Below are 25010 nucleotides of genomic sequence, written 5' to 3'. Positions count from 1 at the left end.
TCATCGAGGCCTCTGGTCGGACGCGGCGGATGTGTTGCCGTTCTGGTCCTCAGTCGAAGCGGTAGCCGATGCCGCGGACGGTGCTGATGCTCTGCGGGCTGTCCGCCTCGCGGAGCTTGCGGCGCAGGCGGGCGAGGTACTGGTCCAGGGTGTTGTCGCTGACCTGCGCCCCCTCCGGCCAGCCCGCCCGAAGCAGGGCCCGGCGGCGCACCACGCTCCCGGGGTCCGCCATCAGGCAGGCCAGCAGGCGGAACTCGGTCGGGGTCAGGGCCACGGGGCGGCCGTGGACCGTCAGCTCGTGCTTTATCGGGTTCAGCCGCATGGCACCCGCGCTGTCGGCGAGGGTGCTGCCGTGGTGACCGGACCGGTTCAGGACCGCGCGGACGCGGGCCGCGAGCTCGCTGAGGTGGAAGGGCTTGACCAGGTAGTCGTCGCCGCCGGAGGCGAAACCGGAGAGCCGGTCGGTGAGATTGCCGTGGGCGGTCAGGAAGATCACCGGAACGCCGACCCCGGCCCCGCGCATCGCCTGGCACACATCACGCCCGTCGGAGTCCGGCAGCCCCACATCGAGCACGACCGCATGCACCGACTCGTCGACGGTCTTCAGGGCGGTGGCGCCGTCGACGGCGGTCACGACGTCGAAGTCCTCGTCGCGCAGGCCACGGGCCAGGACATCGCGCAGGCCGTGGTCGTCCTCGACGACAAGAATGCGTGCAGCGGTCACCGGGCCAGTATTACCCGACCCGTACCGGGCACCCCAGCGCGTTCAGGTTCTGTTCAGGTGGCGTGCGGCACTATCGGGGCGTGGCCGGGGCGGAGCAGCATGTGCGGACGGACCGGCGCCGTCCGGTCGCGGTGGCGTGACGGAGTGGCGCGCATCGTGGTCATCGAGGACGACCCGGCGATCGGCAGCCGGCTGGTCGCGACCCTGCGGGTGCTGGGCCACGACAGCCAGTGGTGCCCCGACGGGGCGAGCGCCCTGGCCGGCATCGAGCAGCAGCCCGCCGATCTCCTTCTCGTCGATCTCGGGCTGCCGGACATCGACGGTTTCGATCTCTGCCGCAGACTCCGGGAGCGGGCGTCGGACGCGGTGCTGGTCGTGCTGACCGCCCGTACCGGGGAAATGGACGTGATCCAGGCCCTGGAGTGCGGCGCCGACGACTACCTGACCAAGCCGTTCCGGCTCGCCGAACTCCAGGCACGGGTCGCCGCACATCTGCGGCGGGCGGCGCCCCACGCGAACGGCGGTGTGCCTGCGCTCCGTGTCGGAGCGCTGGTGATCGACCGGTCGGCACGGCGCTGCACCACCCCGACCGGTGAGGTGGAGCTCAGGCCTCGCGAATTCGACCTGCTGGTGCGGCTCGCGGCCCACCCGGGGCAGGCCGTGAGCAGGGAGGACCTGATGAGCGACGTGTGGGACGAGAACTGGTTCGGCCCCACCAAGACCCTCGATGTCCATGTGGCCGCCCTCCGTCGCAAGCTCGGTGACCTGGTGCGCATCACGACGCTGCGGCAATTCGGGTACCGGCTGGAGGACCCCACCGGCAGGCCCGGGACCTGAGTCCGGCTGTGAGAAAGGTCATGCCGTGCGTCGTCGCATTCTGAGAGCGACCGTTCTTGCCGTGGCGTGCGCGGTGCTGCTCTTCGCGCTGCCGCTCGGTTTCGCGGCGCTGCGGCTGTACCAGCAGGACGAGGAGCAGGAGGCGCAGTCGCTGGGCGAACGGGTCGCGCTCAGCCTGCCCGAGCGGACGGGTACGGGCGATCCGATCGAGCTGCCGCCGGCCGAGTCCGGTACGGACATCGCGGTGTACGGGCCCGGCGCACGCCGCATCCTCGGAACGGGTCCGGACGCGGGCGATGCCCCGGTACAGGATGCGGAGGCGGGCCGAGTCGTCACCCGGCAGATCGGCGACAGCCTGGTCGCGGCCGTTCCCGTGGGTGGCTCGGAGCAGGTGCGGGCGGTCGTGCGGGTGGCTTCACCGGCTTCCCAGCCCTTGCAGCGGGCCGCGCTGACCTGGGCCGGAATGCTGGTGCTCGCGGCGGTCGCGGTGGGCGTGGGCGCCCTGCTCGCCGTACGGTCCAGCAGGCGTCTGGCCCGCCCGCTGGAGGAGCTGGCCGGGGTCGCCCGGGACATGGAGGGCGGCGATCTGACGGCCCGGGCGGAGTCGTCCGGGCTTCCGGAGCCGGACGAGGTCGGCCAGGCACTGGCGCGGGCCGCCGCCCGCATCGATGAACTCCTGCGTCGGGAGCGGGCGTTCAGCGCGGACGCCTCGCACCAGCTGCGTACGGCACTGACCGGTGTACGAATGGAGCTGGAGATGTCCCTCGCGGCCGGTCCGGGGGTCGATCCACGCGCGGCCACCCGATCGGCACTCGCGCAGCTCGAACGCATGGAGACCACCCTGGACGACCTCCTCGCCCTGGCCAGGGACGTACCCGACCGGGCGCCGCTCGACCTCGCGGCCCTGTTCCCCGGGGCCGAGGAGGACTGGCACGGCCCGCTCGCCGCACAGGGGCGACGACTGGAGATCAGGGTCGACGACGAGCTGCCGCAGGCGCTCGGCTCGCAGCGGGCCGCCCGGCAGATCCTCGACGTGCTGCTCTCCAACGCGGCGACGCACGGCCGGGGAACGGTGACCGTGCATGCGAAGGAGACCGCCGGAGTCGTCGCCGTCGATGTCGAGGACGAAGGAGACGGCATCCCGGAAACACCTACGGGCGGTGTCTTCGAGCGGCGGGGCGGTGAGTCGGCGCGCCGGGGCGGTGGGGTTGCCGGCAGCCATGGGATCGGGCTCGCGCTGGCTCGTTCGCTGGCCGAGGCCGAGGGCGGGAGGCTCTTCGTCTCCCGGCCCCGGCCCCGGCCCCGGTTCACCTGGCTCCTGGCGGCGCCGGTGGAGGGCCAGGAACCCTCACAGCTCCCGTAGTTCGGTCAGCGGAGGTCTGCGTGCGTGCCGCGCCGCCGCCCAGGCCGCCGCCGCCAGCGTGGCCGCGGTGACTCCGGCCAGCGCGACGAGATACGCCCATTCCACCGCGACCTGGTCCGGGGGCGGGTCGAAGACCCCGGAGAGCACCTTCACCAGCATCTGCGACAGGGCCCATCCCACGACCGCACCGGCCGCGCCACCCGCCACCGCGACCAGCGCCGCCTCGCTCCACACGAACCCGGACAGTTGCCGGCCCCTGGCCCCCAGCACCGAGGCCAGCGCCAGCGTGCGACGCCGTTCGGCCAGGCCCAGGGCCAGGACGAGACCGCCCGCCGCCGCACCGATCACCAGGGCGAAGCCCAGCTCGACCCGGGTGAGTCCGGCGAGATCGACCGCGGTCAGGCTGGAGCCGACGACGGCCTGCGACGACGGCAGATCCGTGACATGGGCGCTCGGGCCCAACGCCTTCTTCGCCAGGTCCGCCACCTGACGCTGGCCGGTGCCCCCGGTGTCGGCGAGCAGTGTCCCGGCGGCGCCGCTGCCCGTCGTACGCGCGATGTACGAGGCGTTGGCGATCAGGAAGCTGTCCTTCGGGGCGGTCGGGAACTCCTTGACGACACCCTGGAAGTGGAAGGCGATCGTACGCAGTTGGCCGGTCCGCGCGTCGGTCAGGCGCAGCCGGACCTGATCACCGGGGTGCAGCTGGAAGTCGTGCGCGGTCTCCGCGCTGACCAGCAGCCCGTCCTGGCGCCGGCCCAGGCTGTCCATCAGGGACTGTGCGGTGCCGCCGGAGAAGTAGGCGTTCTGGAGCCGCCCGGCCGACACGATGCTCGCGGGCCGTACGCCGTACAGATCCTGCAAGTCGGCGCCCACATAGGCGAACCGGTGCTGGAGCGGTTCCACATGCCGTACCCCCGGCACCGCCGCCAGCTTCGCGGTGTCCGCCGCGGAAAGGGCCGGCTGGGTGACCGTGACATCGGCTCCGTTGGTCAACACCGCGTCCACCGCGGCCTGTTGGCGGTACGTGGAGTTGAAGACGCTGGTCGACACGGCGAACGCGCAGGCCAGTGCCAGCAGCACCACCGAGCGGACCACGGTGCCGCGCTGCCGGGACAGGCCGGCCGCGACCGTGCTGGACAGGACCCCGGCCGCCGGGCGGAACAGCCGGGCGAGGACCGGCCTGCCACGGCGCAGCAGCAGATCCACCAGCAGCCACGCCACCACCGCGCCGCCCGCCCACAGCAGCGCGGGACCGGCGAACGCCCAGTAGTCGACCGACAGGGTCGGGGTGCCTTCGGGCGCCAGGACCAGGGCGTAGTTGGTGCCGCTCGTGGCGCGGAAGACGGCCAGCGAACCAGCGAGCAGGCCGAGACCCAGCACCCACCACGCGGCGCGCGGCACCGTGGGCCGCTCCACCGCGGTGCGCCCCGAGACGATCGTGGCCCGACGGGCGTCGTACCGGGCGGGCGCCAGTACGGTCGCCGCCGCGACGAGGGCGCCGACGCCGCACGCGCTCAGCATCCAGGACAGCGGAATGCCCGTGCCGTGGAAGGCCCAGCGGTCCACCAGCGTGGCCAGCCCCAGGCCACCGGCCGCGCCGAGCACGGCGACCACGGCCGCCTCCACGCCCGCCAGGCCCATCAGCCGCCCGACGGTCGCACCGCGCGTCCGCAGCAACGCCTGCTCCTTGCGGCGACGGCCCGCACCGGCCTGGGCGACCGCCCAGGTCAGGGCCGCGGCCAGCACGGCCCCGGGTACGCCGAGGAAGAGGAAGAGCAGCTGTGCGTACAGGGCGTCGGACCGGGCGGCGTCCAGGACCGAACCGAGATTGTCGCCGACCAGGCCGGTACCGGCGAGCCGTACCTCGGCGTGGTGTGCGTTGCCGGTGGCCGTGGCGTACGCGGCGGCCGGGTCGGACGGCAGGGAGTGGGTGCGCAGGGTGTGGATCTGTGACTGCACCAGGTCGGGGCGGGCCGAGGCGAGCGGACCGAAGACGGAGTCCCAGGTCTGCCGGGGCATGAGGACGACATTGTCCGGCGGCGCGGAGGGCTGCGACTGGGGCGGGGCGCCCACCTTCTGGAACAACGAGTCCGCGAACGGCAGATCGACCACACCGGCTACCTTCACCGGCACGGGCGGCAGCCCGCCCGCCCGCTTGATGGTGATGGTGTCACCGGGGGCCGCGTGCAGATTGGCGGCGGTCTGCTGGGCGAGGAGCACACCCTGCTCCCGGCCGGCCAGCAGCCGGATCTCGCCGGGGAACGTGGCGGCGTAACCGGGAGGCAGACCGAGGACCGAACCCGCGCCGGTGTTCTGTGTCGTTCCGCCGGTGTGCGCGCCCAGGCCGCTGGTCTGCGCGTAGCCGACCGGCAGGGCCGCCCGGGTGCCGGGCAGGCCACGTACGGTGGACAGCACGTTGTGCGCGTCCGCGCCCGTGGCCACCTGCACTTGCCAGTCCACGGACACCGAACGCACCGACTGCGACGTCATGGTGGCGCGGGTCGTGGACAGGAACCCGCCGAGCGCCGCGAGCAGGGCGACGGCGACCATCACACCGAGCGCCGTCCCGATCAGGCGTCCGCCGCGCAGCCGCAACAGGCCCGACAGCCAGATTCTGATCATCGCAACTCACTTTCCCGGTCGGGGGTTTCGGGCTGTACGAGACGGCCGTCGGCCATGTACCAGCGTTCGTCGAGTGCGCCCGCCACCCGGGCGTCATGGGTGGTGATCAGGACGGCCGCGTCGAGCGAGTCGGCGGCCGACAGCAGCACCTCCAGCACGTGCCGGGCGGTCTCGCGGTCGAGCTGGCCGGTCGGCTCGTCGGCCAGGATCAGCCGCGGCCGGCGGGCCAGCATCCGGGCCACCGCGACGCGTTGCGCCTGACCCGCGGACATCTCGTCCGGGAGTTTGGCGGCCAGCGTGCCGAGCTCCAGCTCGGCCAGGGCGGCGGACGCCCGGTCGGCGGCCTCATCCGCCGTGAGGCCGTCGATGAGCAGGGGCAGGGAGACGTTCTCCAGGGCGGTGAGCGGCGGCAGCAGGCTGGGCCCCTGGAAGACGACCCCGATGTCCCGGGCCTGCAGGATGTCCGCGCCGCCTTCGGGGTCCGTGGTCAGCCCGGGGTGGTCGACCGTACCGGCCGTGGGCCGGTCGAGGGCCGCCATCAGATGCAGCAGGGTCGACTTGCCGGAGCCGGAGGGGCCGACCACGGCGATCCGCGCACCGGCGGGGACTTCACAGTTCGCCCCGTGCACGGCGACGACCGCGTTCGGCCCCGAGCCGTACGTACGTGCCGCGTCCACGCAGACGACGAGCGGTTTCCCGGTGGCGGGACCGACGCCGGTCATCGGACCCACCTCCCGTCACGCAGCCGGAGCACCCGGTCCGCGACGGCGGCCACCGCCCGTGAGTGGGTGACCAGCACCATCGCCGTTCCCGCACGCGCGCGTTCGCGCAGCAGCGCGAGAACGCGGCGCTCCGTCTCTCCGTCGACCTCGCCGGTCAACTCGTCGGCCAGCAGAACGGCCGGGTTGTTGGCCAGCGCGACGGCCAGCCCGGCGCGGGCGGCCTCCCCGCCCGAAAGCTGCCGGGGCAGCGCACCCGCACGAGGGGCGATTCCGACGTCCCGGAGCAGCTCGCGCACGCCGGAGCGGTCCGCACTGCCCGAAAGTCCCCGCACCAGCCGGATGTTGTCGCGGACCGTGAGGTGTTCCAGCAGATTGCCGGACTGGAACAGCACCCCGATGTACCGGGCACGGAGTCGGCTGCGCAGGTGTTCCTGCTGGTGGGAGAGGCGTTCACCGGCGACGTGGACGGTGCCGCCGTCGGGCTCGTCGAGCCCGGCGAGACAGCTCAGCAGTGTGGTCTTCCCGGAACCGGAAGGGCCGGTCACCGCGACGATCTCGCCCTTCTCGACCTGGAGCCCCACGCCCTGGAGCGCGAACGTCTCCTCCTCGCCCGCGCGGAAGAACCGGTACAAGGAGTCGGCGGTGAGTCGAGGCGCGGTCATCACGCCCACCGGAAGGAGTCCGTCACGATGTGCCACGGATCGACGTTGTCGGCGCCCACCGCACCGGACAGGGTCAGCACGACCTGGTTGCCGTTCTTCCAGAACGTGTACCGCTGCACGTCCTGGCGCACGCTCTTGCCGGTCACCTGATCGGGCGCCGAGTCGGCCCGGTAGATGGCCAGTACGGCGGTGCCGCCGGAGCGCTTCACGGTGCTGACCTTCCCCACCGTGACGTTCTTGGTACTGCGCCGAACGGACGGCAGATCGACCGAGCGGACCGACTGGACCGTGGGGGCCTTGTTGACCGAACTTTGTTCGATCCGGACGCTGTTGAACTTGTCGCTGAACACCGTGGCCCTGCCCACCTGCTGGCGGGCCCACCCCTCGGGAACCTTCACCGTGTAGCCGCCGCCCGGCGGCGACCATGCGACGTACACCTGGTTGTCGGGGATGTCACCGGCCGGATTCACCTCCTTCGGAGGCACGACCGTGGTGGAGGACGACGAGTGCGAGGAGCCGGACGAACCGGAGGAGGAACAGGCCGCGGCCCCGGTGATGACCACAAGGCCGGTCACCACGGCTGACAAGGTACGACGCATGGGGAACACCTCTGCGTGAGCGAAGGAGCCGACCGGAATGCCGCCTCCGCTCCGACGCTAGAAACCCACCGGCCAGCGCCGTGGGCGTCGAGGGTTAGCGGGGGGTTAACGCCGGGAGGGTGTCCGGGAGCGCGATGGCCACCCTGTTCACCGAACCGAACGAGAACGGGACGTACAAGCACTCCGACCCGGTGCCGTTCGGGAAGCCGCTCACGCTGCCGGAGCCCTTCGGTACGACCCTCCTCACGGAGGAATTCCAGGTCTGAGCGGGCATGGAAGCAAGGAGAGGGGCGGCACCCGGCCATCGGGTACCGCCCCTCATCCGTATCCGCATGCAGGGATCAGACCCCGACCGGTTCCTTTGCCGGGCTGTCGGCCCCCTTCGTCGGGGACGCCGGGCCGCCCGTTGCCGCGACCGTGGATTCGGCCGGTTCCTGGGAGACGTTGAACTCCGTCAGCAGGTCCTTGCTGAAGCCGAAGAAGTACGTCGCGAGGAACCCGGCGAGGTAGCCGACCAGCAGGCCGCCCGCATAGATCGCGATCGTGGTGCCCAGGCCGTGGTTGCCGTCGAGGAGGGGGAACAGGGCCCAGCCGGACGGGCCGATGGCCGTGGAGCCGACCTTGTCGCCGAGCTGGTTGAACAGGCCGATGAAGCCGCCACCGAACGCACCACCCACGCACGCCGTGATGAACGGGCGGCCGAGCGGGAGGCTGACACCGTAGATCAGCGGTTCGCCGACGCCCAGCAGACCGGCCGGGAGCGCGGACTTGATGGTGCGGCGGATCGACTCGTTGCGGGGGAGACGGAAGTAGACCGCCGCGGCCGCGCCGACCTGGCCGGCGCCCGCCATCGCGAGGATCGGGAGCAGGACCGTGTAGCCCTGCTGCTCGATCAGGGTGGTGTGGATCGGGATGAGTGCCTGGTGCAGGCCCAGCATCACCAGGGGCAGGAAGAGACCGCCGAGCACGAAGCCCGCGGCCGCGCCGCCGTTGGAGAGCAGCCAGTCGGCGAACGTACCGATGGCGGTGGAGATCTCACCGGCCACGTACATCAGGCCGAAGATCGTCACCAGGCCGGAGACCAGGACCGTGAGGGTCGGGGTGAGCAGTACGTCCAGTGCCTCGGGCACCCAGCGGCGGCACCACTTCTCCACGTACACCGCGAGCACTGCCGCACCCAGTGCGCCCAGCACACCGCCCTGGCCGGGGGAGAGCTTCTGGCCGAACGCCTCGATGTTCGCGACGCCCGGGAAGACGATGATCGCGGCGACCGCACCGCCCAGGATCGGCGTACCGCCGAACTCCTTCGCCGTGTTGAAGCCGACGAACACGGCGATCAGCGCCATGAATCCGGACGCCATCGCGGCCAGGGCGGGCGTGACCGAGGTCAGCCAGCCCAGGTTCACCAGCAGGCCGTTGAGACCGGCGATGATGCCGCAGCCGATGAGTGCAGGGATCAGCGGGACGAAGATGTTCGCGATCCTGCGCAGGAACAGCTTGAACGGGGTGGCGTTCTGCGCCTTTCGCGCTGCCTTTATCGCTGCACCCTGGGCGGCCAGTTCGTCCGCGGAGGCGGTGGTGGGGGCGGTGGCGGCTGCGGCCGGTTCAGGGGCTGCTGCCCTGCCCTCCTCCACCAGCTGCTCGAACTCCGGGGTGACCCGGGCGACGGTGCCCGGGCCGAGGACGATCTGGTACGTGTCGTCCTCGACCACACCCATGACGGCGGGTACCGCCTTCAGGGCCTCGTCGTCGACGAGCGAGCGGTCGTGCAGGCCCAGCCGGAGCCGGGTCATGCAGTGGGCGATGGAGCTGACGTTCGTGGCGCCACCGACGAGCGGAAGGATCGCGGCGGCGGTGGCGCGGTTCTTGTCTTCTGTTGCCATGGTGCGTGGTGCCTTGCTGTGCGGGGGTGCGGGGGTGGAGCCGGTGGGTCAGGTGGTGCGGGGGGCGGCGGCGAGGGCGGCGCGGAGGTGGCCGTCGGACGCGGTCAGCAGGGTGGCGGCGGTGGGGCCGTCGACCTGGCCGAGGATGGTGAGAATGGCGTTCTTCACCTCGCCGTCGGTCGCGGCGAGGGCGGCCTCGATCTCCTCGTCGGACGCTCCGGTGGCGAGCGAGACGATCCGGCGGGAGCGGGCGCGCAGCTTCTCGTTGGAGGCGCGGACGTCGACCATGAGGTTTCCGTACGTCTTGCCGAGCCTGATCATCGTGATCGTCGAGAGCATGTTGAGGACGAGCTTCTGGGCCGTACCCGCCTTGAGCCGGGTGGAGCCGGTCAGCAGCTCCGGACCGACGACGATCTCGATGCCGTGCTCGGCCGCGGCGCCCAGTGCGGAGTCCGCGTTGCAGGACAGCCCGATGGTCAGCGCGCCCTTGCCACGGGCGTGTTCGACGGCGCCGATCGCGTACGGCGTACGGCCGGAAGCGGAGATGCCGACCACGGTGTCGTCGGCGGTGAGGTCCAGGGCGTCGAGGTCGGCGGCGGCCAGCTCCTTGCTGTCCTCGGCGCCTTCGACGGCTTTGATCATGGCGGACGGGCCGCCCGCGATCAGGCCGATGACCTCGGAGGGGTCGGTGTTGAAGGTGGGCGGGCACTCGCTGGCGTCCAGCACGCCGAGCCGGCCGGCGGTGCCCGCGCCGGCGTAGATCAGCCGGCCGCCGCGGGCCATGCGCTCCGCGGTGCCGTCGATCGCGGCGGCGATCTCGGGCAGCCGGGCGCCGACGGCGGCCGGGACGGACCGGTCCTCGCCGTTCATGATCCGGGCTATCTCAAGCGTGTCCAGGCGGTCGATCTCGGCGAGCTCGGGCCGGAACGCCTCGGTGGTGAGCGTTTCGAGCTGGGCTCGCAGTTCCCCGTATCCGTCGGGGGTGGTGGTGTCGGCGTCGGTGGTGGGGGTCATGGAGAGCGGCTCTGCTTTCTCGATCTCGTACGGTTCAGCGGGTGCGGGCGGTGAGGGCCCGTTCGGCTCGGGTCGGGGTCAGCGCGGACGTGGGGTGTGGCGGTGGGCCAGCGCCTCGTAGGAGGCGGCGAGCGCCGGTGCGGCCGTTTCGTACGTGCGCTGCGCGACGCCTATGAACAGGCAGTCGACGACGAGCAGCTGGCTCGTACGGCTCGACATCGCGGCGGGCCGCAACTCGCTCTCCCGGGCGGTGGACGTGGTCAGCACGTGGTCGGCGTACTGCGTCACCGGGCCGTCGGGGCGGCCGGTGATCGCGATCGTCGTCGCACCGCGGTCGAAGGCGACCCGCAGCGGCTCGATGACATCGACGGTGGAGCCGGAGTGCGTGATCGCGATGGCCACGTCGCCGGAGCGGAGCTGCACGGCGTTGGTCACCGCGAGGTGCGGGTCCGTGTGGGAGTGCGCGATCAGGCCGATACGGGCCAGCTTCTGCGCCAGGTCCTGGCCGACGAGGGACGAGGCGCCCACACCGTAGATGTCGATGCGCCGGGCGGTGGCGGCGGCGGCGACCGCGGCACCGAGCTGGACGGTGTCGAGCCCCGCGGCCGTGTCGGCGAGGGTCTGCTGCTCGTCGTAGGCCAGCTTGGCGACCACATCGGCGATCGGGTCGTCGACCGCTATGTCGGCGGTGACGGAGGGAGCCCGGCCCGACTGCTGGTGCGCGGCGAGCCCGGCGAGGGCCAGGCGCAGATCGCGATAGCCGGGGTAGCCGAGGAGGCGGGCCGTGCGGACCACGGTCGCCTCGCTGGTGCCGGTGAGCTCGGCGAGACCGGTGACCGTGAGGGCGGCGCAGCCCGCGGGGTCACCGGCGACGGCCTCGGCGACGCGCTGCATGGAGCGGGTCATGGACGGCGCGAGCGTGCGCACCTTGGCCGCGAGAGCCGCCGGGGCGGGCGGTGAATCAGCGCTGAAACTTTCCTTCAGGTCATTGGTCACCTTTGAAAGATATTTTCAACCCGGTTGCCCGTCAACCCCCCTTTGGTCCCTACCTCTGACGCCACTTCCGAGGCCGCTTCCACGGCACTGCCGACAGTGCGGAAACTGCAGGGGCGGGCGCGCGAAGCGGGTTCGCGGGCGGGGTGACAATGGGCCCATGGAGATGAATCCCTTGGAACAGGCGTTGCACACGGCCCGCGCGCTGGTCATGGCCGATCTCGCCGCAGGTGACGTCGCCGAGGCCGGGATCGTCTCGCTGGTCGAGGACGCGGTGACCCACCGCCGGTGGTGGGTCGAACAGTGGCCCGACGGCGCCTCGTTCGTCGTCGGCCTCGTCGCGCAGGACGTGCAGGACGCCTTGCTCGAACGGTACGGGCGGTGGCCGCTCTGCCCGGTCTGCGACGCGGGCGACCCGCACGCCCTGGACGTCGAACCGGAGCTGGGCCCGGACCCGCACTGGGTGTGCACCAAGGCGGCTGTGGCCGTCGCACCGGTCGGCTCGCTGAGCGGGATACTCCGGCGGTGACGATCTACATCGACCCGCCGGACTGGCCCGGGCACGGGCGGCTCTGGTCGCATCTGGTCAGCGATGTGTCCTTCGACGAGCTGCACGCCTTCGCGGCCTCCATCGGCTGCCCGCCCCGTGCGTTCGAGCGGGACCACTACGACGTACCGGAATCGCGGTACGAGGACGCGGTACGGGCCGGGGCGAAGCAGATCGGCTCGAAGGAGCTCGTCCGCCGGATCACGGAGGCCGGTCTGCGGCGGCCCAAGGGACGCCCGGCACCCGTCGGCTGACGGCCGCGGGTCAGGCTGCGGGGGTGCCCGCCTCCGACGACGCCTTTCCGGACACTCCCGACGACGCAGCGGCGGGCGATCCGGTCACCCGTCGGGACCTGCCCCCGCCCTGCAGCCGCAGCGAGAACACCACGGCCACCAGCGCCAGTACCGTCATCGCGGCCCCCGCCCACGCGGTCGCGGCGAAACCGAAGTCCGCGTCGATCACCGTGCCGCCCAGCCAGGGGCCGCCCGTGTTGCCCAGGTTGAACGCGGCCGTCGTCGTGGCACCGGCCAGCGTCGGAGCGGCGCCCGCGACATTGAACATCCGGGCGTTCAGCGCCGGGGCCGTGTAGAACGCCGACAGTCCGAGCAGGAATGAGAGCCCGACCGCGGCGACCTGGTTCGAGGCGAACAGCGCCAGCGCGACCAGGAAGACCGTCGAGGCCGCGATCCCGCTCATCAGCACCCCGAAGAGATGCGCGTCCGCGACCCGGCCGCCGATTGTCGTGCCGACCAGCGCACCGATCCCGAACAGCGCGAGCACCGTCGGCACCCAGCCGGAGTCCAGCCCGGCGACATCCGTCAGCAGCGGGGCCAGATAGCTGAACGCGCAGAAGACACCGCCCGCCGCGAGCGCCGTGATCACGATCGACAGCCACACCTGCCGGTCCCGGTAGATGCTCATCTCCTGCTTGAGCCGCGGCTTCTGCTCCGGCAGCGGAATGCGCGGAATCAGCGTCGACACCCCGACCAGTGCCACGGCGGACGCCGCACCCACTGCCCAGAACGCCGACCGCCAGCCGAGGTTCTCACCGAGAAAGGCCCCCAGGGGCACGCCGAGCACATTGGCGATCGACAGACCGCCGATCATCACGGCCATCGCACGGGCCCGCGCGTTCACCGGCACCATCGCGATGGCGACCGCCGCTCCTACCGCCCAGAATCCGGCGCAGGCGAAGGCGCTCACGACACGGGACGCGAAAAGCACCTCGTACGTCGGAGCCAGCGCACCCGCGACCTGACCGAGGCCGAAGACCGAGATCAGGGCGATCAGTGTGGTGCGGCGCGGCAGCCGGAGCGTGGCCACGGCGAGCAGCGGGGCGCCGATCACCATGCCGATCGCGAAGGCGGATATGAGAAGTCCGGCGCGGGGGATGGACACGTTCATGTCGTCGGCGATGGGCGGCAACAGCCCGGAGAGCATGAACTCGCTGGTTCCCAGGGCAAAGACCGAGAGACCCAAAATGTACACGGCGAGGGGCATGCGTGAGCGGCGAGCGGCAGAGTCGGGCATGACAGCTGCCAACAGCGGTCGAGCCCGTTGCATTCCCGCCGCCGCCGACGCACCGCGTACTCAGTGGCTGAGCAGCTCCAGCTCCGTCGTCACGTTCTGCCGGGCCCGCGGTTCCCACCGGGCCATCCCATGCGGTGTGCGGAACAGCCGTGGCAGCCCGAGCAACTGACGCAGCACCGCCGCCCGCCCTTCCCGGAACGCGTCGTCGGGCACGAAGCCGTACTCCTCCCGCACCTGCGCCGCGTAGGCCGCGTACTCCTTCGGGGGCGCCGCCAGGATGGCCAGATCCGCATCGCACAGCACCTCGCCGTTGGTGTCGCCGTCAGCCGGATCGTGGGTGACGGTGAGGCGGACGAGCCGGGAGACCTCGGCCGTGATGTCGGCCGGTACGCCGGCCTCCGGCAGGGCGCGTTCGGCGAGGGCCGCGCTGCGTTCCTCGTTCTCGGACCGGTCGGGCCGGTAGACCGCATCGTGGAACCAGGCGGCGAGGCGTACGGCATCCGCATCGGCCGCGTACCCGGCGAGCGTGTCGATGCGGTCGAGCACCGCGACCAGGTGCGCGGTGGTGTGGTACCGCCGCTGGGGCTCGGCCCAGCGTGCCAGCAGATTGTCGGCGTACGGCAACGGATCGGGCCCGGCCGCCCCGCCTCGGGCACCGACGAGGGCCTCCTGCCAGCGCTCACGGAGGGAGGCGTCGGCACTGCCTGCCTCATGGACGCTGCTTCCGTGCGAGCTGTCGGTCATGGGACGACCCTAGCCCGGGGTCAGGTTGCGTACCCAGGGGCCGGCATGGCTGATCAGGCCGGTCCTCCGCGCTCCTCGCCGAGGGCGCTGCGCGGTTCAACCGCCCGCTGGGTCGAAGAGACCGGGGATCTCGGCAGGGTGATGCGCGAGGAGGTCTCGCAGGTGCTCGGGGGCGATGACAGGGTGGTTCACTTCTGGACGGTCGGTAAGAGCCAGGCCGGGGCGGCTGAGCCGGTATCCGCCTTGGTCATCCCGATAGTAGGAGTAGGGCAGGCCTGCCTCGTGAAGCAGATTTGTGAGCTCCCACTCCGTCTCTCCGGAAGCGGTTACATCAATTCCTCGCGACCGGAGTTCAGGGATGACCGAGTGATAGGAATCCGGCGAAATCGGATTTCCCGTTACGTTTATCCGCTTGAGAGGCTCCACCCTCAGTGCGGGGGTCAGATCACTGAGAAAGTTGAAGCTGAGGTCCAGCGTGTACAGAGGGAATTCTGTCACGCCGTTCAGGCTGCGAAGTGTACTGTCTTCGACGGTGAGCGACACGATGGAGGAGAGCGCAGTCAGCGACTCCAGCTTCACGGGATCGCAACCGATCAGCAGAAGGATTCTCAGGTTCGGACATCGCAGCAAGCCGCTCAGATCGCGCGCGTGGGAAATGTGAAGGTTGGTCACTGTGTCAAGTTCGGCGTCGGTCCACGGAAGGGATCGGCCGACTCTTTTCGTGATTGCCTTCTCCACGGCCGGGTCGATTTCGAACGATTCGGCTGCGTTTCCGAAGGATGCCATTACTTCAGTTTTCCTCTCGCTGTATCGAAATCCGCCTGTATTTCCGTGAAGTTGGCCCGCTGCTCGGCGGCAAGTTCCTCCACGGTGAGTTCCTTGAGGGCTCCATTCGGCGCGTTGTAAAGCGCCCCTATCTTTGCTGCCCGAATCTCGGAGGAGAGTTCTCGTATCTGACCGTCCCAGATGAGTCCTTCCGGCCCGCCGAGCTTGGCGGTGAGGGCGTCGACGAACTCCCCTGCGGTCTTCCTCCGGTATTTATCGAAGACCGCGCGCAGGGCGTTGTGGAAGGCGTCCGTTCCTTTTGTCATCGTCGATTTGTGGCGGGTATCGCCACGCTCGTCCTCGTAGGCCCGGTAGAAGGACCCGACGTGACCTCCGGGGGATACGGCCATCCCTTGCTCGTCGACGATCTGCCATATGACCCTGTTGGTGTCGGATCGCAATTCATTATGCAGTGTCACCCAATTCAGAGCCTGTGTGAGATCCGGCTTCTGATGCATCGCCGCCTGCAGGACATCGCCGATGTAGTTGGTCGGGATCCACTCATGCTTCCCGGTGTTCACCGCGCGGAAACGCCCCTTGAGCCATTCCTTCGAGCCTGAATCGCTGCCCCATATTGTCTGGAATTTTGCCCATGTTATGGTGCCAACTTTCCCCGCGGTCACAAGTTGGCGGAGGAAAGCGATGATCTTGTACTGCTCGCCACCGAGGCCAACCTTGTCCACGGCGTCCACCAGTTCCGGGTCCGGGTCCTTGCTCCCCTCGGGGAACGGTTGAAATTCACCGTACGTACCCTGTGCCGGTAGGAAATTCATCTTTTCCAGGCGGGTGGCGGCCTCGCTCTCGGCCGGTACTTTCTTGAGGCCCTCTTCGCGGACGGTTTCCTTCGCGCTTGCTCCGAGAATCTCGACCAGTCGAGCACGAGTCTTGCTACCGGATGCGAATACGTGCTGCTTGTAGACCCAATCAACCGACGCGTCTCTGTTGTTCCCGTCGAAGTGGTCCGCGTAAACAGAATTCGCTGTCGTCGATTCTTTGAGGTACTTTTCCCCTTCTTTCTTTAAAGTGCCCCCCTTGAATATGCCTTCCTGCCAGATGCCGGTACTCTTCAGCTGTCTTGTCCACCAGTGCGAATGGATCGCTTCGATGCGGCCTTCCCCGTAGACCGGGAGTCGATCCGCAACTTCCTTCCTTCGCCTCTTCTCCTTCTCTCCCTCGCTTTCGTTGCTGTTCCCCGATTCGTTCCCGGCCGGTTCTGTGGTATTCCTGCCGGCATCTGTGGTCCGTTCGCCTTCGGGGTTCACTCTGGCTCGGACCGACCATTTTTCGCCGTTCGGGACCGGAATGAGAGTCTTCAGTCCGAACCTCACGCGAATGCCGGCAAGGAGGGGCCTGAGGACATGACTCCCCACTTTGCGCCCGCGGTATCTGGTCAGGGCGGCCACCGCGGCGGCCAGACCCTGGTCGAGCCGCTTGCGCTTCCCCTCCGGGCTGTCGTCCCGGCCGAACCGGCCCTTGAGTTTGTTCCAGAGGGCTTTGCCCTTCTTGGCGATGAAGCCCACGATTTTGTCGATGGCGCGGTTGACGGGTTTGGCGATGGCGTGGAAGACGGATTTGACTTTGTTGGCGAGGTTGCCGATGCCGAGGAGTGAGGCGAGGAAGCCGATGAGGAGGGGGACGCTGGCGGCGAGGGCTGCTTCGACCATCTTGGGGACGCCTGCGGTGCCGCCGTTGGCGATGGCGATGACGGCGTCGAGGACGGCGTTGACGAATTCAACGATTTGGGCGCCCTGGTTCACGATGAACGTGACGATGTCGATGATTCCCTTGACCGCGCGGATGAAGGCGGAGGCGGGGTTGAGGAGGGAGATGATCCAGGTGATGCCGGCGATGATGACGGTGGGGATCAGGTAGCTGGTGAGTTTTTCGAGGATGGTGGCTTTGAGGTCGCCGGCCTCGGCGGTGATTTCCTTGACGGCGCCTGCGGGGCCTTCGCGGGCGAGGGTCTGGGCGACGGGGACGGATTGTTCGACGGCGGTCATGGCTTGGTCGGGGATGCCCTTGCGGGTGATGCGGGCGCGGATGTTGGTCCAGGTCAGGCCGAGGAGGGAGGCGATGAGCTGGATGATGCCCTTGAGGTCGAACTTCTGGGGGAGTTCGAGGCCGGCCTTGACGGCGGTGCCGAGCAGCCAGGAGACGACGCCGGTCTTGAGGTGTTCGGCGACGTTGGTGATGAAGAGGTTGAGGCCGGCGCCGACGGCTCGTACGAGGTTGCCGAGGAAGCCGATGGGGTCCTTGATGATCTTCATGATGGCGGAGGCGGCCTTGGCGAGGATGCCGAGGAGGAGGTTCTTGAGTTCGTTGATCGTCTTGATGGCGCCGACGATGGCGTCCTTCGCCTTGTCGATCAGGCCCTTGTTGGCTTCCTGGAGCTTCTTGATCTCCTCGTCGATCTTGTTGAGGGCTGCGGTGTACTTCGTCGCGAGGTCCTGGACGAGCTGTTCGGACTTCTCGTTGACGGTGGCTTCGAGGTCGTCGAACTTTCCTGCGAAGTCCTTGGCCGCGTCCTGGCCGAACTGGCGCAGGTCGGCGGGGAGTCTGTCGACTTCGGCCTTGAGTTCGGTGCGCCCCTTGGCGATGCGGGCCTTCGCGCGGCCGAGTTCGGCGCCGATGATGTCGGCGACGGACGAGATGACGGTCTGCATCTTCGTGACGTAGAGCTTGCGGGCTTCCTGGAAGAGGTCGTTGGCCTCCTTCGGCATGCCCATGAGCTTGTCCTTGGCCCACTTCGCCGGCCCGAACATGCCTGAGTACCGCTTGTCCTTGTACTTCTTCATGCGCCGTTTGTGGTCGGCGGTGAACGCGTCCCGTGCCGCTTTCTCACCCGTCGTGAACGCGGTGTCGACCTTCTTGTCCAGGCCGGAGAGGGTTTCCTCGACGTCCTTCTTCGTGCCGTCGTAGACCTTCTGGAGCTTCGCGGTGACCTCGGCGCGTTTCTTCTCGTCCTTCGACTTCGTCTCGCCCTTGCCGCCGTCGACCTGTTTCCCGGCCGAGGCGCGGGTCGCGGTCAGGGCGGTCATGGCCTGCGCTCCGGAGGCCGCTGCTCCGGCCTTCGCGGTGGTGAGTTGCTGGGCCTCGGCCGATCTGCCCTTGGCGGGGGCCTTCGCCGAGTCCGTCTCGGCGGTCTTCTTCGCGGAGAGGGCCTGGTCGAATTCCGGTTCGTTGCCCTTGGCGAGCTGGTCCTCGGTGACCTCGGCGTCGGCCATTGCCTGGTCGTTCTGGGCGGGGCCCTGGGAGAAGTCCGTGACGGAGGCGGGTTGTGGGGCGGGGATGGCGTCCGTGGCGGAGGGGGCGCCGGGGTTGGGTGGGGGTTGGTCCGGGGTCATCGGGGTGACCGGCTTGTCCTTGGCCGCCGACGTGTCCGGTGGGGCCTTTGTCGTGGTGTCGATGTCCTTGGCGGAGGACTCCTTGCCGTCGGAGACCTTGCCGTCGACCTCGTCCTTGATCTTGTCGGCCTTGCCGGACTTGGAGAACTTGTCGGCGTCGTCGAGGTTCTTCGGGGCCTGTGCGTCGATTGCCTTGTTCACCGCGTCGATGAATGCCTGCTTGTTGAACTCGCCCGGCTTCGCGGCGTTCATCTTCTCCGCGTTCGCCGCCTTGCCCTGCGCCTCCTTGTCGTCGGGTGGCGCGATGGCCGCGTCCTGTGCCGACTTCGACTCGGCGGCGGCGGGGGCATGGACCGCGATCCTCGTCCGCTTCGCCGTCACGTCCGCCTTGACCTTGCGGAAGCCGGGAGCCTGGGCGGGGGAGGGTTTCACGGGGGCTGTGTAGCGCTGCGCGACCAGGCGCGACACCGCCGCGTTGCCTGCCGCGCGTTGCAGGCGTTGCAGGCTGCGGGGGTCGGGGGCGGGGCGGTCACCCGGCGGGCGGTGGGGCGGGGGTGTCTGCGAACGGGACACTTCGGGCGTGACTGTCGCATCGTCGGCACGGGGGATACCTCCACGGCCGGACACGGAGGCCTTGTCAGGAGAGTCCTTCACCGCGTCGTGCCCTAGTACCCGAGGTACGAGCAGACGTCATCGATCTGGCCGAGTGTCCCCACCATGCGACAAGTCTGGAGGCGGGAACGACCGGAAGCGTGGGCACCGGTGTGGATGCCCGGGCAATGAAGACTGCCCGATGGGGCAGACGTCCGGACCGGGGCGGCCTGCCGAGCCGCCCCGGTCGTTGTACGGGCGACGGCGCGCCGGACCGGTCAGTGGCCGGGCGGGGTGTCCAGTGCCAGTGCGGCGAAGGTGGCCAGCCAGTGGTCCGTGTTGAAGTCGCCGGAGGAGATCGCGGGCAGGCCGACCGCGAGATGGGCCTCGGCCGACGCGGTCAGAGCGGTGCGGGCGGGACCCTCGTCGCATCCGACGACCGGGGGCTATCCGGTCGTCGGTGTCGTGCACGAAACCGCACTCGCGGGCGCGGCACAGGCGGTGCCGGGAACGCGGGTGCGGTTCGTGAGGGCGGGCTGAGGACCGGTCCCGAAAGCCGCCGCGTCCTACGCCCCCGCCCTGAACCCCCGCAGCCGCAGCGAGTTGCCGACCACGAAGACCGACGAGAACGCCATTGCCGCGCCCGCGATCATCGGGTTGAGCAGCCCGGCCGCGGCGAGCGGCAGTGCGGCCACGTTGTAGGCGAAGGCCCAGAACAGGTTCGTACGGATGGTGCCCAGCGTCTTGCGGGAGAGCCGGATGGCGTCCGCCGCGGCCCGCAGGTCACCGCGCACCAGCGTCAGGTCACCGGCCTCGATCGCGGCGTCCGTGCCCGTACCCATCGCCAGGCCCAGGTCGGCCTGGGCGAGGGCGGCCGCGTCGTTGACACCGTCACCGACCATGGCGACCGAACGGCCCTCGGCCTGGAGGTCCTTGACGACGTCGACCTTGTCCTCCGGCATGACCTCCGCGTACACCTTCTCGATCCCGACCTCGGCCGCGACCGCCTCGGCCACCGCGCGGTTGTCGCCGGTGAGCAGGATCGGGGTCAGACCGAGGGCACGCAGCCGCTCGACGGCTTCCGCGCTGGTGTCCTTCACCGCGTCGGCGACTTCGAGGACGGCCCGTGCCTCGCCGTCCCAGGCGACCGCGATGGCCGTCCGTCCGGCGGCCTCCGCCGCGGCCTTCTGCCGGGCCAGCTCCACCGGCAGGTGGATCTCCCACTCGGCGAGCAGCTGCTCACGGCCGACGAGGACGGCGTGGCCCTCGACGACGCCCTGGACGCCGAGGCCTGCGACGTTGGCGAAGTCCTCGGGGGTGGGGAGGGCGGCACCGGTGCGCTCGGCGGCACCGGCGGCGACGGCCTGGGCTATGGGGTGCTCGGAGGAGTGCTCCAGGGCGCCCGCGAGCCGCAGCACATCGCTCTCGTCCGTACCGTCCGCCGTGTGCACGTCCAGCAGGGTCATCCGGCCGGTGGTGACCGTGCCGGTCTTGTCGAGGACGATCGTGTCGACGCGGCGCGTGGTCTCCAGGACCTCGGGGCCCTTGATCAGGATGCCGAGCTGGGCGCCGCGTCCCGTACCGACCATGAGGGCGGTGGGAGTGGCGAGGCCCAGGGCGCAGGGGCAGGCGATGATCAGTACGGCGACGGCGGCGGTGAACGCGGCGGTCAGGCCCGCGCCGTTGCCGAGCCAGAAGCCGAGCGTGCCGAGCGCGAGGGCGATGACGACGGGGACGAAGACGGCGGAGATCCGGTCCGCGAGGCGCTGGGCGGCCGCCTTGCCGTTCTGCGCGTCCTCGACGAGCTTCGCCATCCGGGCCAGCTGGGTGTCGGCGCCGATGCGGGTGGCCTCGACGACGAGTCGGCCGCCCGCGTTGAGCGTGGCCCCGGTGACCGAGTCGCCGACGCCGACCTCCACGGGTACGGATTCGCCGGTGAGCATCGACGCGTCCACGGCCGATGCACCTTCCACGACAGTGCCGTCGGTGGCGATCTTCTCGCCGGGGCGGACCAGGAACCGGTCTCCGACCTGGAGGTCGGCGGTCGGCACGGTCACCTCATGGCCGCCGCGCAGCACGGTCACCTCCTTGGCCCCGAGTTCGAGCAGCGCCTTGAGGGCCGCGCCCGCCTTCCGCTTGGAGCGGGCCTCGAAGTAGCGCCCGGCCAGGATGAAGGCCGTGACTCCGGCTGCGGCCTCCAGATAGATGTTCCCGGCGCCGTCGCTGCGGCCGATGGTCAGCTCGAACGGGTGGGTCATGCCGACCATGCCCGCCGTGCCGAAGAACAGCGCCCACACCGACCACAGGAACGCGGCCGAGGTGCCGACCGAGATCAGGGTGTCCATCGTCGCCGCGCCGTGCTTGGCGTTGGTCCAGGCGGCGCGGTGGAAGGGCCAGGCGGCGTATGTGACGACGGGGGCCGTCAGGGTCAGCGAGAGCCACTGCCAGTAGTCGAACTGGAGCGCCGGGACCATCGACATGGCGATCACCGGCACGGCGAGCACGACGGCGGTGAGCAGCCGCTGCCGCAGGGGCCGCAGCTCGTCGGCCTCCGCGGCCCCGGGGACGTCGTCCTCGGTACGCACCGGGGGAGCGGGCTCGTGCGCGGTGTAGCCGGTCTTCTCGACGGTGGCTATCAGGTCCTGTACGGAGATGTCCTCGCCCCGGTAGCTGACCTTGGCCTTTTCGGTGGCGTAATTGACGGTGGCCTCGACGCCGTCCATCCGGTTGAGCTTCTTCTCGATACGGGCCGCGCAGGAGGCGCAGGTCATGCCGCCGATCGCGAGCTCGACCTCTGCGTTGGTGCCGACGGCTGTTCCGGTGCCGGTTGTGGCGGTGTGCGCGGACACGATGTCCTCCCTGACGGAGACGTTGATACCCCTAGGGGGTATGCATTGCTGATTCAGGTATACCCCCCACCCCTATAAAGCGCAAGGGGTGATCCACCGCCGGAGCCCGGAGTGTGCGCGCCCGATCGCCTGATGTGCGTCCGACCTCACGTATCTTCACGTCACATTGAGGCTGCGCCCTCGGCCGACCGCCCCGTAGGCTGGCCATTGGACTAGACCTATTTATCTATTGCTGCTTCCTGGAGGATTGGGATCACATGAGCAACCGTGCAGTCCTGGAGGTGATCGCTCTCGACGCGGAGGACGCGGTCGCTGCCCAAGCGGGTGGTGCAGACCGGCTTGAGCTGGTCACCGACATGGCGGCGGACGGCTTGACCCCGTCCTGTGCGACCTTCGCGGAGATCCGGGCGGCGGTGGACATTCCGCTGCGGGTGATGCTCAGGCTGGCGGACGGCTTCGCGGCCGGCGACATCGATGTGCTCGTGGCCAGGGCGCACGAGCTGCGGGCGGAGGGCGCCGAGGAATTCGTCCTGGGCTTCCTGGACGCCGAAGGCCACCCGGACCTGGTCGCCGTCGAGCGCCTCGTCGCCGAGCTGGACGGCTGCCGCTGGACCTTCCACCGCGCGATCGACCGGGCCGCCGACCGGGACGCCCTGCGCAAGCAGCTGGCGAACATGCCGGGCCTGGACACGTACCTCACCGCGGGTTCGCCCAAGGGCGTCGACGACGGCATCCCGACGCTGCTGGTCGAGGCGGCGCGCAAGGGCGAGCCCGGCTACGAGCCGCAGATCCTGGTGGGCGGCGGGCTCCGCCTGGAGCACCTGCCGGAGCTGCTGTCCGCGGGCATCGACGCCGTACACATCGGCGGCGCCGCGCGCCCGCACGGCTGGTCGGGTCCGGTGGACGCGGCGGCGGTACGGGAGTGGCGGGCGGTGCTCGACGCGTAGCGGGGCGGGGCGGTGCGGGTCGCCCCGCGGCGGGCTTGTTCCCCGACCCGCCCCTTCCCGTAACCGGGGCTCCGCCCCGGACCCCGCCCCTCAAACGCCGGAGGGGCTGGAACGCGCCGTGTTACACCAGGTGAGTCGGCAGTTCCGCCGCATGCACCACCGTCAGCCCCGACACCGCACGCGTCAGCGCCACGTACAGCCGGCGCAGCCCCGTGCGCTCGTCCGGCTCGCCGTCCACCACCGCGGCCGGCTCGTCCAGTACCACGTAGTCGTACTCCAGGCCCTTCGCCAGCGACGCCGGGACCAGGGTCAGCCGGGACTCGGCGGTCGTCTCCTCACCGGGGGAGAGATACGCGTGACCCGCCGCGGCCAGCGCATCGGCCAGCGCCGGAATCCGCGCATCGGCCGCGATCAGCCCGATCGACCCCTCCTGCCTCAACGACTCCTCGCACGCCGCCAGCACCGCCGCGTCCAGCTCCGCCGGATCGCCCACCTCCCGTACCTCCAGCGAACCCGGCGACTCACGCACCGACTCCACCGCCGCAAGGCCGGGCGAGATCACCGGCAGCAGCCGTGAGGCGTACGCGATCACCTCGCGCGGCACACGGAAGCCCGCCGTCAGTTCCTCCACCACCGCGTCCGACTTGCCCAGGTGGTGCAGCGCCTGCGCCCAGCTCTCCGTCGACCACGGCGTCGTGCCCTGCGCGAGGTCACCGAGAACCGTCGCCGAACCCGTCGTGCAGCGGCGGCCCACCGCCCGGTACTGCATGGGGGACAGGTCCTGCGCCTCGTCGAGCACGACATGGCCGAGCGAGTGCGTACGCGCCACCAGGTCGTTCGCCTCGTCGATCAGCACCGCGTCCGCCGCCGACCACTTCGCCGACTTCACGCTCCGGGCCGGTTTCGTCCACAGGATCGTCTTCTGCTCGTCCTCGGTGAGCAGCCCCTCCGCGTGCGCGGCCAGGAACTCCGGGTCGCAGAGCAGCCGCAGCACCAGCTTGGCCGGGTCGACGGCGGGCCAGATCGCCTTCACGGCCGCCTTGACCGCGGGAGTACGGGCCACCGCGTTCTGCACCCGGTCGTCGGGCGCCTCGCCGGCCTCCTCCATCCGGACCAGGACGGAGTGCGCGATGCGCTGCGGAAGCGCCTCATGGGCGGCCCCGTACCGCATGTCGCGGGCCAGAAGTTCGGTGACGATCTCCTCCAGCTCGTACGCCGGCACCCGCCAGCGGCGCGAACCGCGCACCACCATCACCGGCTCCGTCGGCAGCGTCACATGGGAACGGATCGCCCGCCGCAGCACCTCCGCCATCCTGGCGTCGCCCTTGACGACGGCGGCTGCCGCCGAGTCCGTGCCGCGCACCTCGATGTCCGTTGTCACCAGATCGTCGACGGTCGCCTGCTTCACCTCCAGCTCACCGAGGGCCGGGAGCACCTGCTCGATGTAGTGGAGGAAGGAACGGTTCGGCCCGATGACCAGCGTGCCGGTACGGGCCAGGCGCTCCCGGTGGGCGTAGAGGAGGTACGCGACACGGTGCAGGCCAACGGCCGTCTTACCGGTGCCGGGCCCTCCCTGCACGCAGACCGTCCCGCCGAGACCGCTACGGACGATCTCGTCCTGCTCCGGCTGGATCGTCGCGACGATGTCACGCATCGGACCGACACGCGGCCGCTCGATCTCCGCCTGGAGGAGCTTGCTGGTCTGCGCGGCCTCGGTGGGGTCGCTGAGGTGCTCGTCCTCGTACGCGGTCAGCTCACCGCCGGTGTAGCCGAAGCGGCGGCGCTGGCCGACGTCCTGGGGATCCTTCTTGGAGGCCCGGTAGAACGGCTGCGAGACGGGGGCACGCCAGTCGATGACCATCGGGTCGCCGCCGGCGTCATGGACGTGACGGCGCCCGATGTAGAACTGCTCTCCCTCGGCGCCCTCGGCCTGCTCGGCACCGACCCGGTGCAGATAGTCCAGGCGGCCGAAGAAGAGCGGGGTGTGGGCGAGATCGGCGAGGGACTTGATGCGCTCGTCGATCTGGGCCTGCAGGACGGCCGCGTTGACCCAGTTCGCGGTGACATCGCGGATGTCGAGGGCCTGGGCGTCCTCGCGCATGGCGCGCAACGCGGAGCGGGACGCGGCGAGATGGGCGCGTTCACGAGCCAGGGGATCGGTGGTGGTGTCGCTTTCGTGTTCGTGCGCGGGCACGGTGTTGCCTCCGGCTTTTC

Annotated in this window: 20 protein-coding genes and 3 pseudogenes; 8 read left to right on the top strand and 15 right to left on the bottom strand. The window is 70.1% G+C overall.

All coding sequences use genetic code 11. The annotated features are described in order from the left end of the window. Window positions 1-49: 49 nt before the first annotated feature. On the bottom strand, window positions 50-724 hold the full coding sequence (locus OG609_RS18155; RefSeq protein WP_327273789.1) for a response regulator transcription factor: 675 nt from the start codon (window positions 722-724) through the stop codon (window positions 50-52). Between the two features lie 144 nt (window positions 725-868). Here OG609_RS18155 and OG609_RS18150 point away from each other — a divergent pair, with 144 nt between their 5' ends. Next, window positions 869-1561 (top strand): response regulator transcription factor, encoded by a 693-nt coding sequence (locus OG609_RS18150; RefSeq protein ID WP_327273788.1) that lies wholly within the window; start codon window positions 869-871, stop codon window positions 1559-1561. A gap of 25 nt (window positions 1562-1586) precedes the next feature. Beyond that, the gene (locus OG609_RS18145) at window positions 1587-2924 is read left to right on the top strand and encodes a HAMP domain-containing sensor histidine kinase (RefSeq protein ID WP_327273787.1); all 1338 of its coding nucleotides are present in this window, start codon (window positions 1587-1589) and stop codon (window positions 2922-2924) included. Here OG609_RS18145 and OG609_RS18140 read toward each other — a convergent pair. Genes OG609_RS18140 through OG609_RS18125 form a run of 4 tightly spaced genes read right to left on the bottom strand, consistent with a single transcriptional unit; the run spans window position 2910 to window position 7529 of the window. After that, window positions 2910-5546 carry an ABC transporter permease gene (locus OG609_RS18140; RefSeq protein ID WP_327273786.1) on the bottom strand — a complete coding sequence of 879 codons (2637 nt, stop codon included), beginning with the start codon at window positions 5544-5546 and terminating at the stop codon, window positions 2910-2912. The genes OG609_RS18145 and OG609_RS18140 overlap by 15 nt on opposite strands. Continuing rightward, complete coding sequence (locus tag OG609_RS18135; protein WP_327273785.1) at window positions 5543-6268, bottom strand: ABC transporter ATP-binding protein; 726 nt, start codon at window positions 6266-6268, stop codon at window positions 5543-5545. Before OG609_RS18135 ends, OG609_RS18140 begins: the two co-directional genes overlap by 4 nt. After that, the gene (locus OG609_RS18130) at window positions 6265-6930 is read right to left on the bottom strand and encodes an ABC transporter ATP-binding protein (RefSeq protein ID WP_327273784.1); all 666 of its coding nucleotides are present in this window, start codon (window positions 6928-6930) and stop codon (window positions 6265-6267) included. Before OG609_RS18130 ends, OG609_RS18135 begins: the two co-directional genes overlap by 4 nt. Then, on the bottom strand, window positions 6930-7529 hold the full coding sequence (locus OG609_RS18125; RefSeq protein ID WP_327273783.1) for a hypothetical protein: 600 nt from the start codon (window positions 7527-7529) through the stop codon (window positions 6930-6932). Before OG609_RS18125 ends, OG609_RS18130 begins: the two co-directional genes overlap by 1 nt. A gap of 134 nt (window positions 7530-7663) precedes the next feature. Here OG609_RS18125 and OG609_RS18120 point away from each other — a divergent pair. Beyond that, window positions 7664-7795: pseudogene (locus tag OG609_RS18120) on the top strand (Uma2 family endonuclease); the annotation flags it as partial. A gap of 75 nt (window positions 7796-7870) precedes the next feature. Here OG609_RS18120 and OG609_RS18115 read toward each other — a convergent pair. From OG609_RS18115 to OG609_RS18105, 3 genes are all read right to left on the bottom strand, one after another. Further along, the gene (locus OG609_RS18115) at window positions 7871-9412 is read right to left on the bottom strand and encodes a PTS transporter subunit EIIC (RefSeq protein WP_327273782.1); all 1542 of its coding nucleotides are present in this window, start codon (window positions 9410-9412) and stop codon (window positions 7871-7873) included. 48 nt (window positions 9413-9460) lie between these two features. Continuing rightward, the gene (gene murQ, locus OG609_RS18110; RefSeq protein WP_327273781.1) at window positions 9461-10426 is read right to left on the bottom strand and encodes an N-acetylmuramic acid 6-phosphate etherase; all 966 of its coding nucleotides are present in this window, start codon (window positions 10424-10426) and stop codon (window positions 9461-9463) included. Between the two features lie 78 nt (window positions 10427-10504). After that, window positions 10505-11422, bottom strand: coding sequence for a MurR/RpiR family transcriptional regulator (locus OG609_RS18105; RefSeq protein WP_114245853.1), 918 nt, complete (start codon window positions 11420-11422; stop codon window positions 10505-10507). A 157-nt stretch (window positions 11423-11579) separates the two neighbouring features. On the opposite strand from OG609_RS18105, the gene OG609_RS18100 reads away from it, so the two are divergent. Then, window positions 11580-11948: a hypothetical protein gene (locus OG609_RS18100; protein WP_093895806.1), complete on the top strand. Its 369-nt coding sequence runs from the start codon at window positions 11580-11582 to the stop codon at window positions 11946-11948. Beyond that, window positions 11945-12220, top strand: coding sequence for a DUF4031 domain-containing protein (locus OG609_RS18095; protein WP_327273780.1), 276 nt, complete (start codon window positions 11945-11947; stop codon window positions 12218-12220). The genes OG609_RS18100 and OG609_RS18095 overlap by 4 nt, the downstream gene beginning before the upstream one ends. 10 nt (window positions 12221-12230) lie before the next feature. Here OG609_RS18095 and OG609_RS18090 read toward each other — a convergent pair whose 3' ends face one another. The 4 genes from OG609_RS18090 to OG609_RS18075 all read right to left on the bottom strand — a co-directional run bounded on the left by OG609_RS18090 (window position 12231) and on the right by OG609_RS18075 (window position 18289). After that, window positions 12231-13466 carry a Cmx/CmrA family chloramphenicol efflux MFS transporter gene (locus OG609_RS18090; protein WP_327278097.1) on the bottom strand — a complete coding sequence of 412 codons (1236 nt, stop codon included), beginning with the start codon at window positions 13464-13466 and terminating at the stop codon, window positions 12231-12233. A 90-nt stretch (window positions 13467-13556) separates the two neighbouring features. Further along, window positions 13557-14240: an HD domain-containing protein gene (locus tag OG609_RS18085; protein ID WP_327273779.1), complete on the bottom strand. Its 684-nt coding sequence runs from the start codon at window positions 14238-14240 to the stop codon at window positions 13557-13559. 96 nt (window positions 14241-14336) lie between these two features. Further along, a complete protein-coding gene (locus OG609_RS18080; RefSeq protein WP_327273778.1) occupies window positions 14337-15026 on the bottom strand; it encodes a hypothetical protein in 690 nt (229 codons plus the stop codon). Then, on the bottom strand, window positions 15026-18289 hold the full coding sequence (locus OG609_RS18075) for a phage tail protein (RefSeq protein ID WP_327273777.1): 3264 nt from the start codon (window positions 18287-18289) through the stop codon (window positions 15026-15028). The genes OG609_RS18080 and OG609_RS18075 overlap by 1 nt, the downstream gene beginning before the upstream one ends. A 139-nt stretch (window positions 18290-18428) precedes the next feature. On the opposite strand from OG609_RS18075, the gene OG609_RS18070 reads away from it, so the two are divergent. Beyond that, window positions 18429-18854 carry a hypothetical protein gene (locus tag OG609_RS18070; protein ID WP_327273776.1) on the top strand — a complete coding sequence of 142 codons (426 nt, stop codon included), beginning with the start codon at window positions 18429-18431 and terminating at the stop codon, window positions 18852-18854. A 424-nt stretch (window positions 18855-19278) separates the two neighbouring features. On the opposite strand, the pseudogene OG609_RS18065 reads toward OG609_RS18070, so the two are convergent. Further along, window positions 19279-19425: pseudogene (locus OG609_RS18065) on the bottom strand (DUF2891 family protein); the annotation flags it as partial. Here OG609_RS18065 and OG609_RS18060 point away from each other — a divergent pair. Next, a pseudogene (locus OG609_RS18060) lies at window positions 19424-19540 on the top strand (allophanate hydrolase subunit 2 family protein); the annotation flags it as partial. The pseudogenes OG609_RS18065 and OG609_RS18060 overlap by 2 nt on opposite strands. Before the next feature lie 26 nt (window positions 19541-19566). Here OG609_RS18060 and OG609_RS18055 read toward each other — a convergent pair. Beyond that, a complete protein-coding gene (locus OG609_RS18055; protein ID WP_327273775.1) occupies window positions 19567-21849 on the bottom strand; it encodes a heavy metal translocating P-type ATPase in 2283 nt (760 codons plus the stop codon). 257 nt (window positions 21850-22106) lie between these two features. Between OG609_RS18055 and OG609_RS18050 the strand changes: the two genes are divergently transcribed. Then, window positions 22107-22796 carry a copper homeostasis protein CutC gene (locus OG609_RS18050; RefSeq protein ID WP_327273774.1) on the top strand — a complete coding sequence of 230 codons (690 nt, stop codon included), beginning with the start codon at window positions 22107-22109 and terminating at the stop codon, window positions 22794-22796. A 121-nt stretch (window positions 22797-22917) separates the two neighbouring features. Here OG609_RS18050 and OG609_RS18045 read toward each other — a convergent pair whose 3' ends face one another. Beyond that, on the bottom strand, window positions 22918-24990 hold the full coding sequence (locus OG609_RS18045) for a HelD family protein (protein ID WP_327273773.1): 2073 nt from the start codon (window positions 24988-24990) through the stop codon (window positions 22918-22920). Window positions 24991-25010 lie beyond the last annotated feature (20 nt).

Origin of the sequence: Streptomyces sp. NBC_01224, assembly GCF_036002945.1 — a bacterium.
In the GTDB taxonomy this organism is placed as follows: Bacteria; Actinomycetota; Actinomycetes; order Streptomycetales; family Streptomycetaceae; genus Streptomyces.
Note: the sequence above shows the minus strand (reverse complement) of the source record. Positions and strands in the feature narration are given on the sequence as shown.

Bases quoted from the DNA above. Each gene is read 5' to 3' on its own strand.
- OG609_RS18140 (WP_327273786.1), bottom strand. From the start codon at position 5,546: ATGATCAGAATCTGGCTGTCGGGCCTGTTGCGGCTGCGCGGCGGACGC.
- OG609_RS18135 (WP_327273785.1), bottom strand. From the start codon at position 6,268: ATGACCGGCGTCGGTCCCGCCACCGGGAAACCGCTCGTCGTCTGCGTG.
- OG609_RS18130 (WP_327273784.1), bottom strand. From the start codon at position 6,930: ATGACCGCGCCTCGACTCACCGCCGACTCCTTGTACCGGTTCTTCCGC.
- OG609_RS18125 (WP_327273783.1), bottom strand. From the start codon at position 7,529: ATGCGTCGTACCTTGTCAGCCGTGGTGACCGGCCTTGTGGTCATCACC.
- OG609_RS18115 (WP_327273782.1), bottom strand. From the start codon at position 9,412: ATGGCAACAGAAGACAAGAACCGCGCCACCGCCGCCGCGATCCTTCCG.
- murQ (WP_327273781.1), bottom strand. From the start codon at position 10,426: ATGACCCCCACCACCGACGCCGACACCACCACCCCCGACGGATACGGG.
- OG609_RS18100 (WP_093895806.1), top strand. From the start codon at position 11,580: ATGGAGATGAATCCCTTGGAACAGGCGTTGCACACGGCCCGCGCGCTG.
- OG609_RS18090 (WP_327278097.1), bottom strand. From the start codon at position 13,466: ATGCCCCTCGCCGTGTACATTTTGGGTCTCTCGGTCTTTGCCCTGGGA.
- OG609_RS18085 (WP_327273779.1), bottom strand. From the start codon at position 14,240: ATGACCGACAGCTCGCACGGAAGCAGCGTCCATGAGGCAGGCAGTGCC.
- OG609_RS18080 (WP_327273778.1), bottom strand. From the start codon at position 15,026: ATGGCATCCTTCGGAAACGCAGCCGAATCGTTCGAAATCGACCCGGCC.
- OG609_RS18075 (WP_327273777.1), bottom strand. From the start codon at position 18,289: ATGGCCGACGCCGAGGTCACCGAGGACCAGCTCGCCAAGGGCAACGAA.
- OG609_RS18050 (WP_327273774.1), top strand. From the start codon at position 22,107: ATGAGCAACCGTGCAGTCCTGGAGGTGATCGCTCTCGACGCGGAGGAC.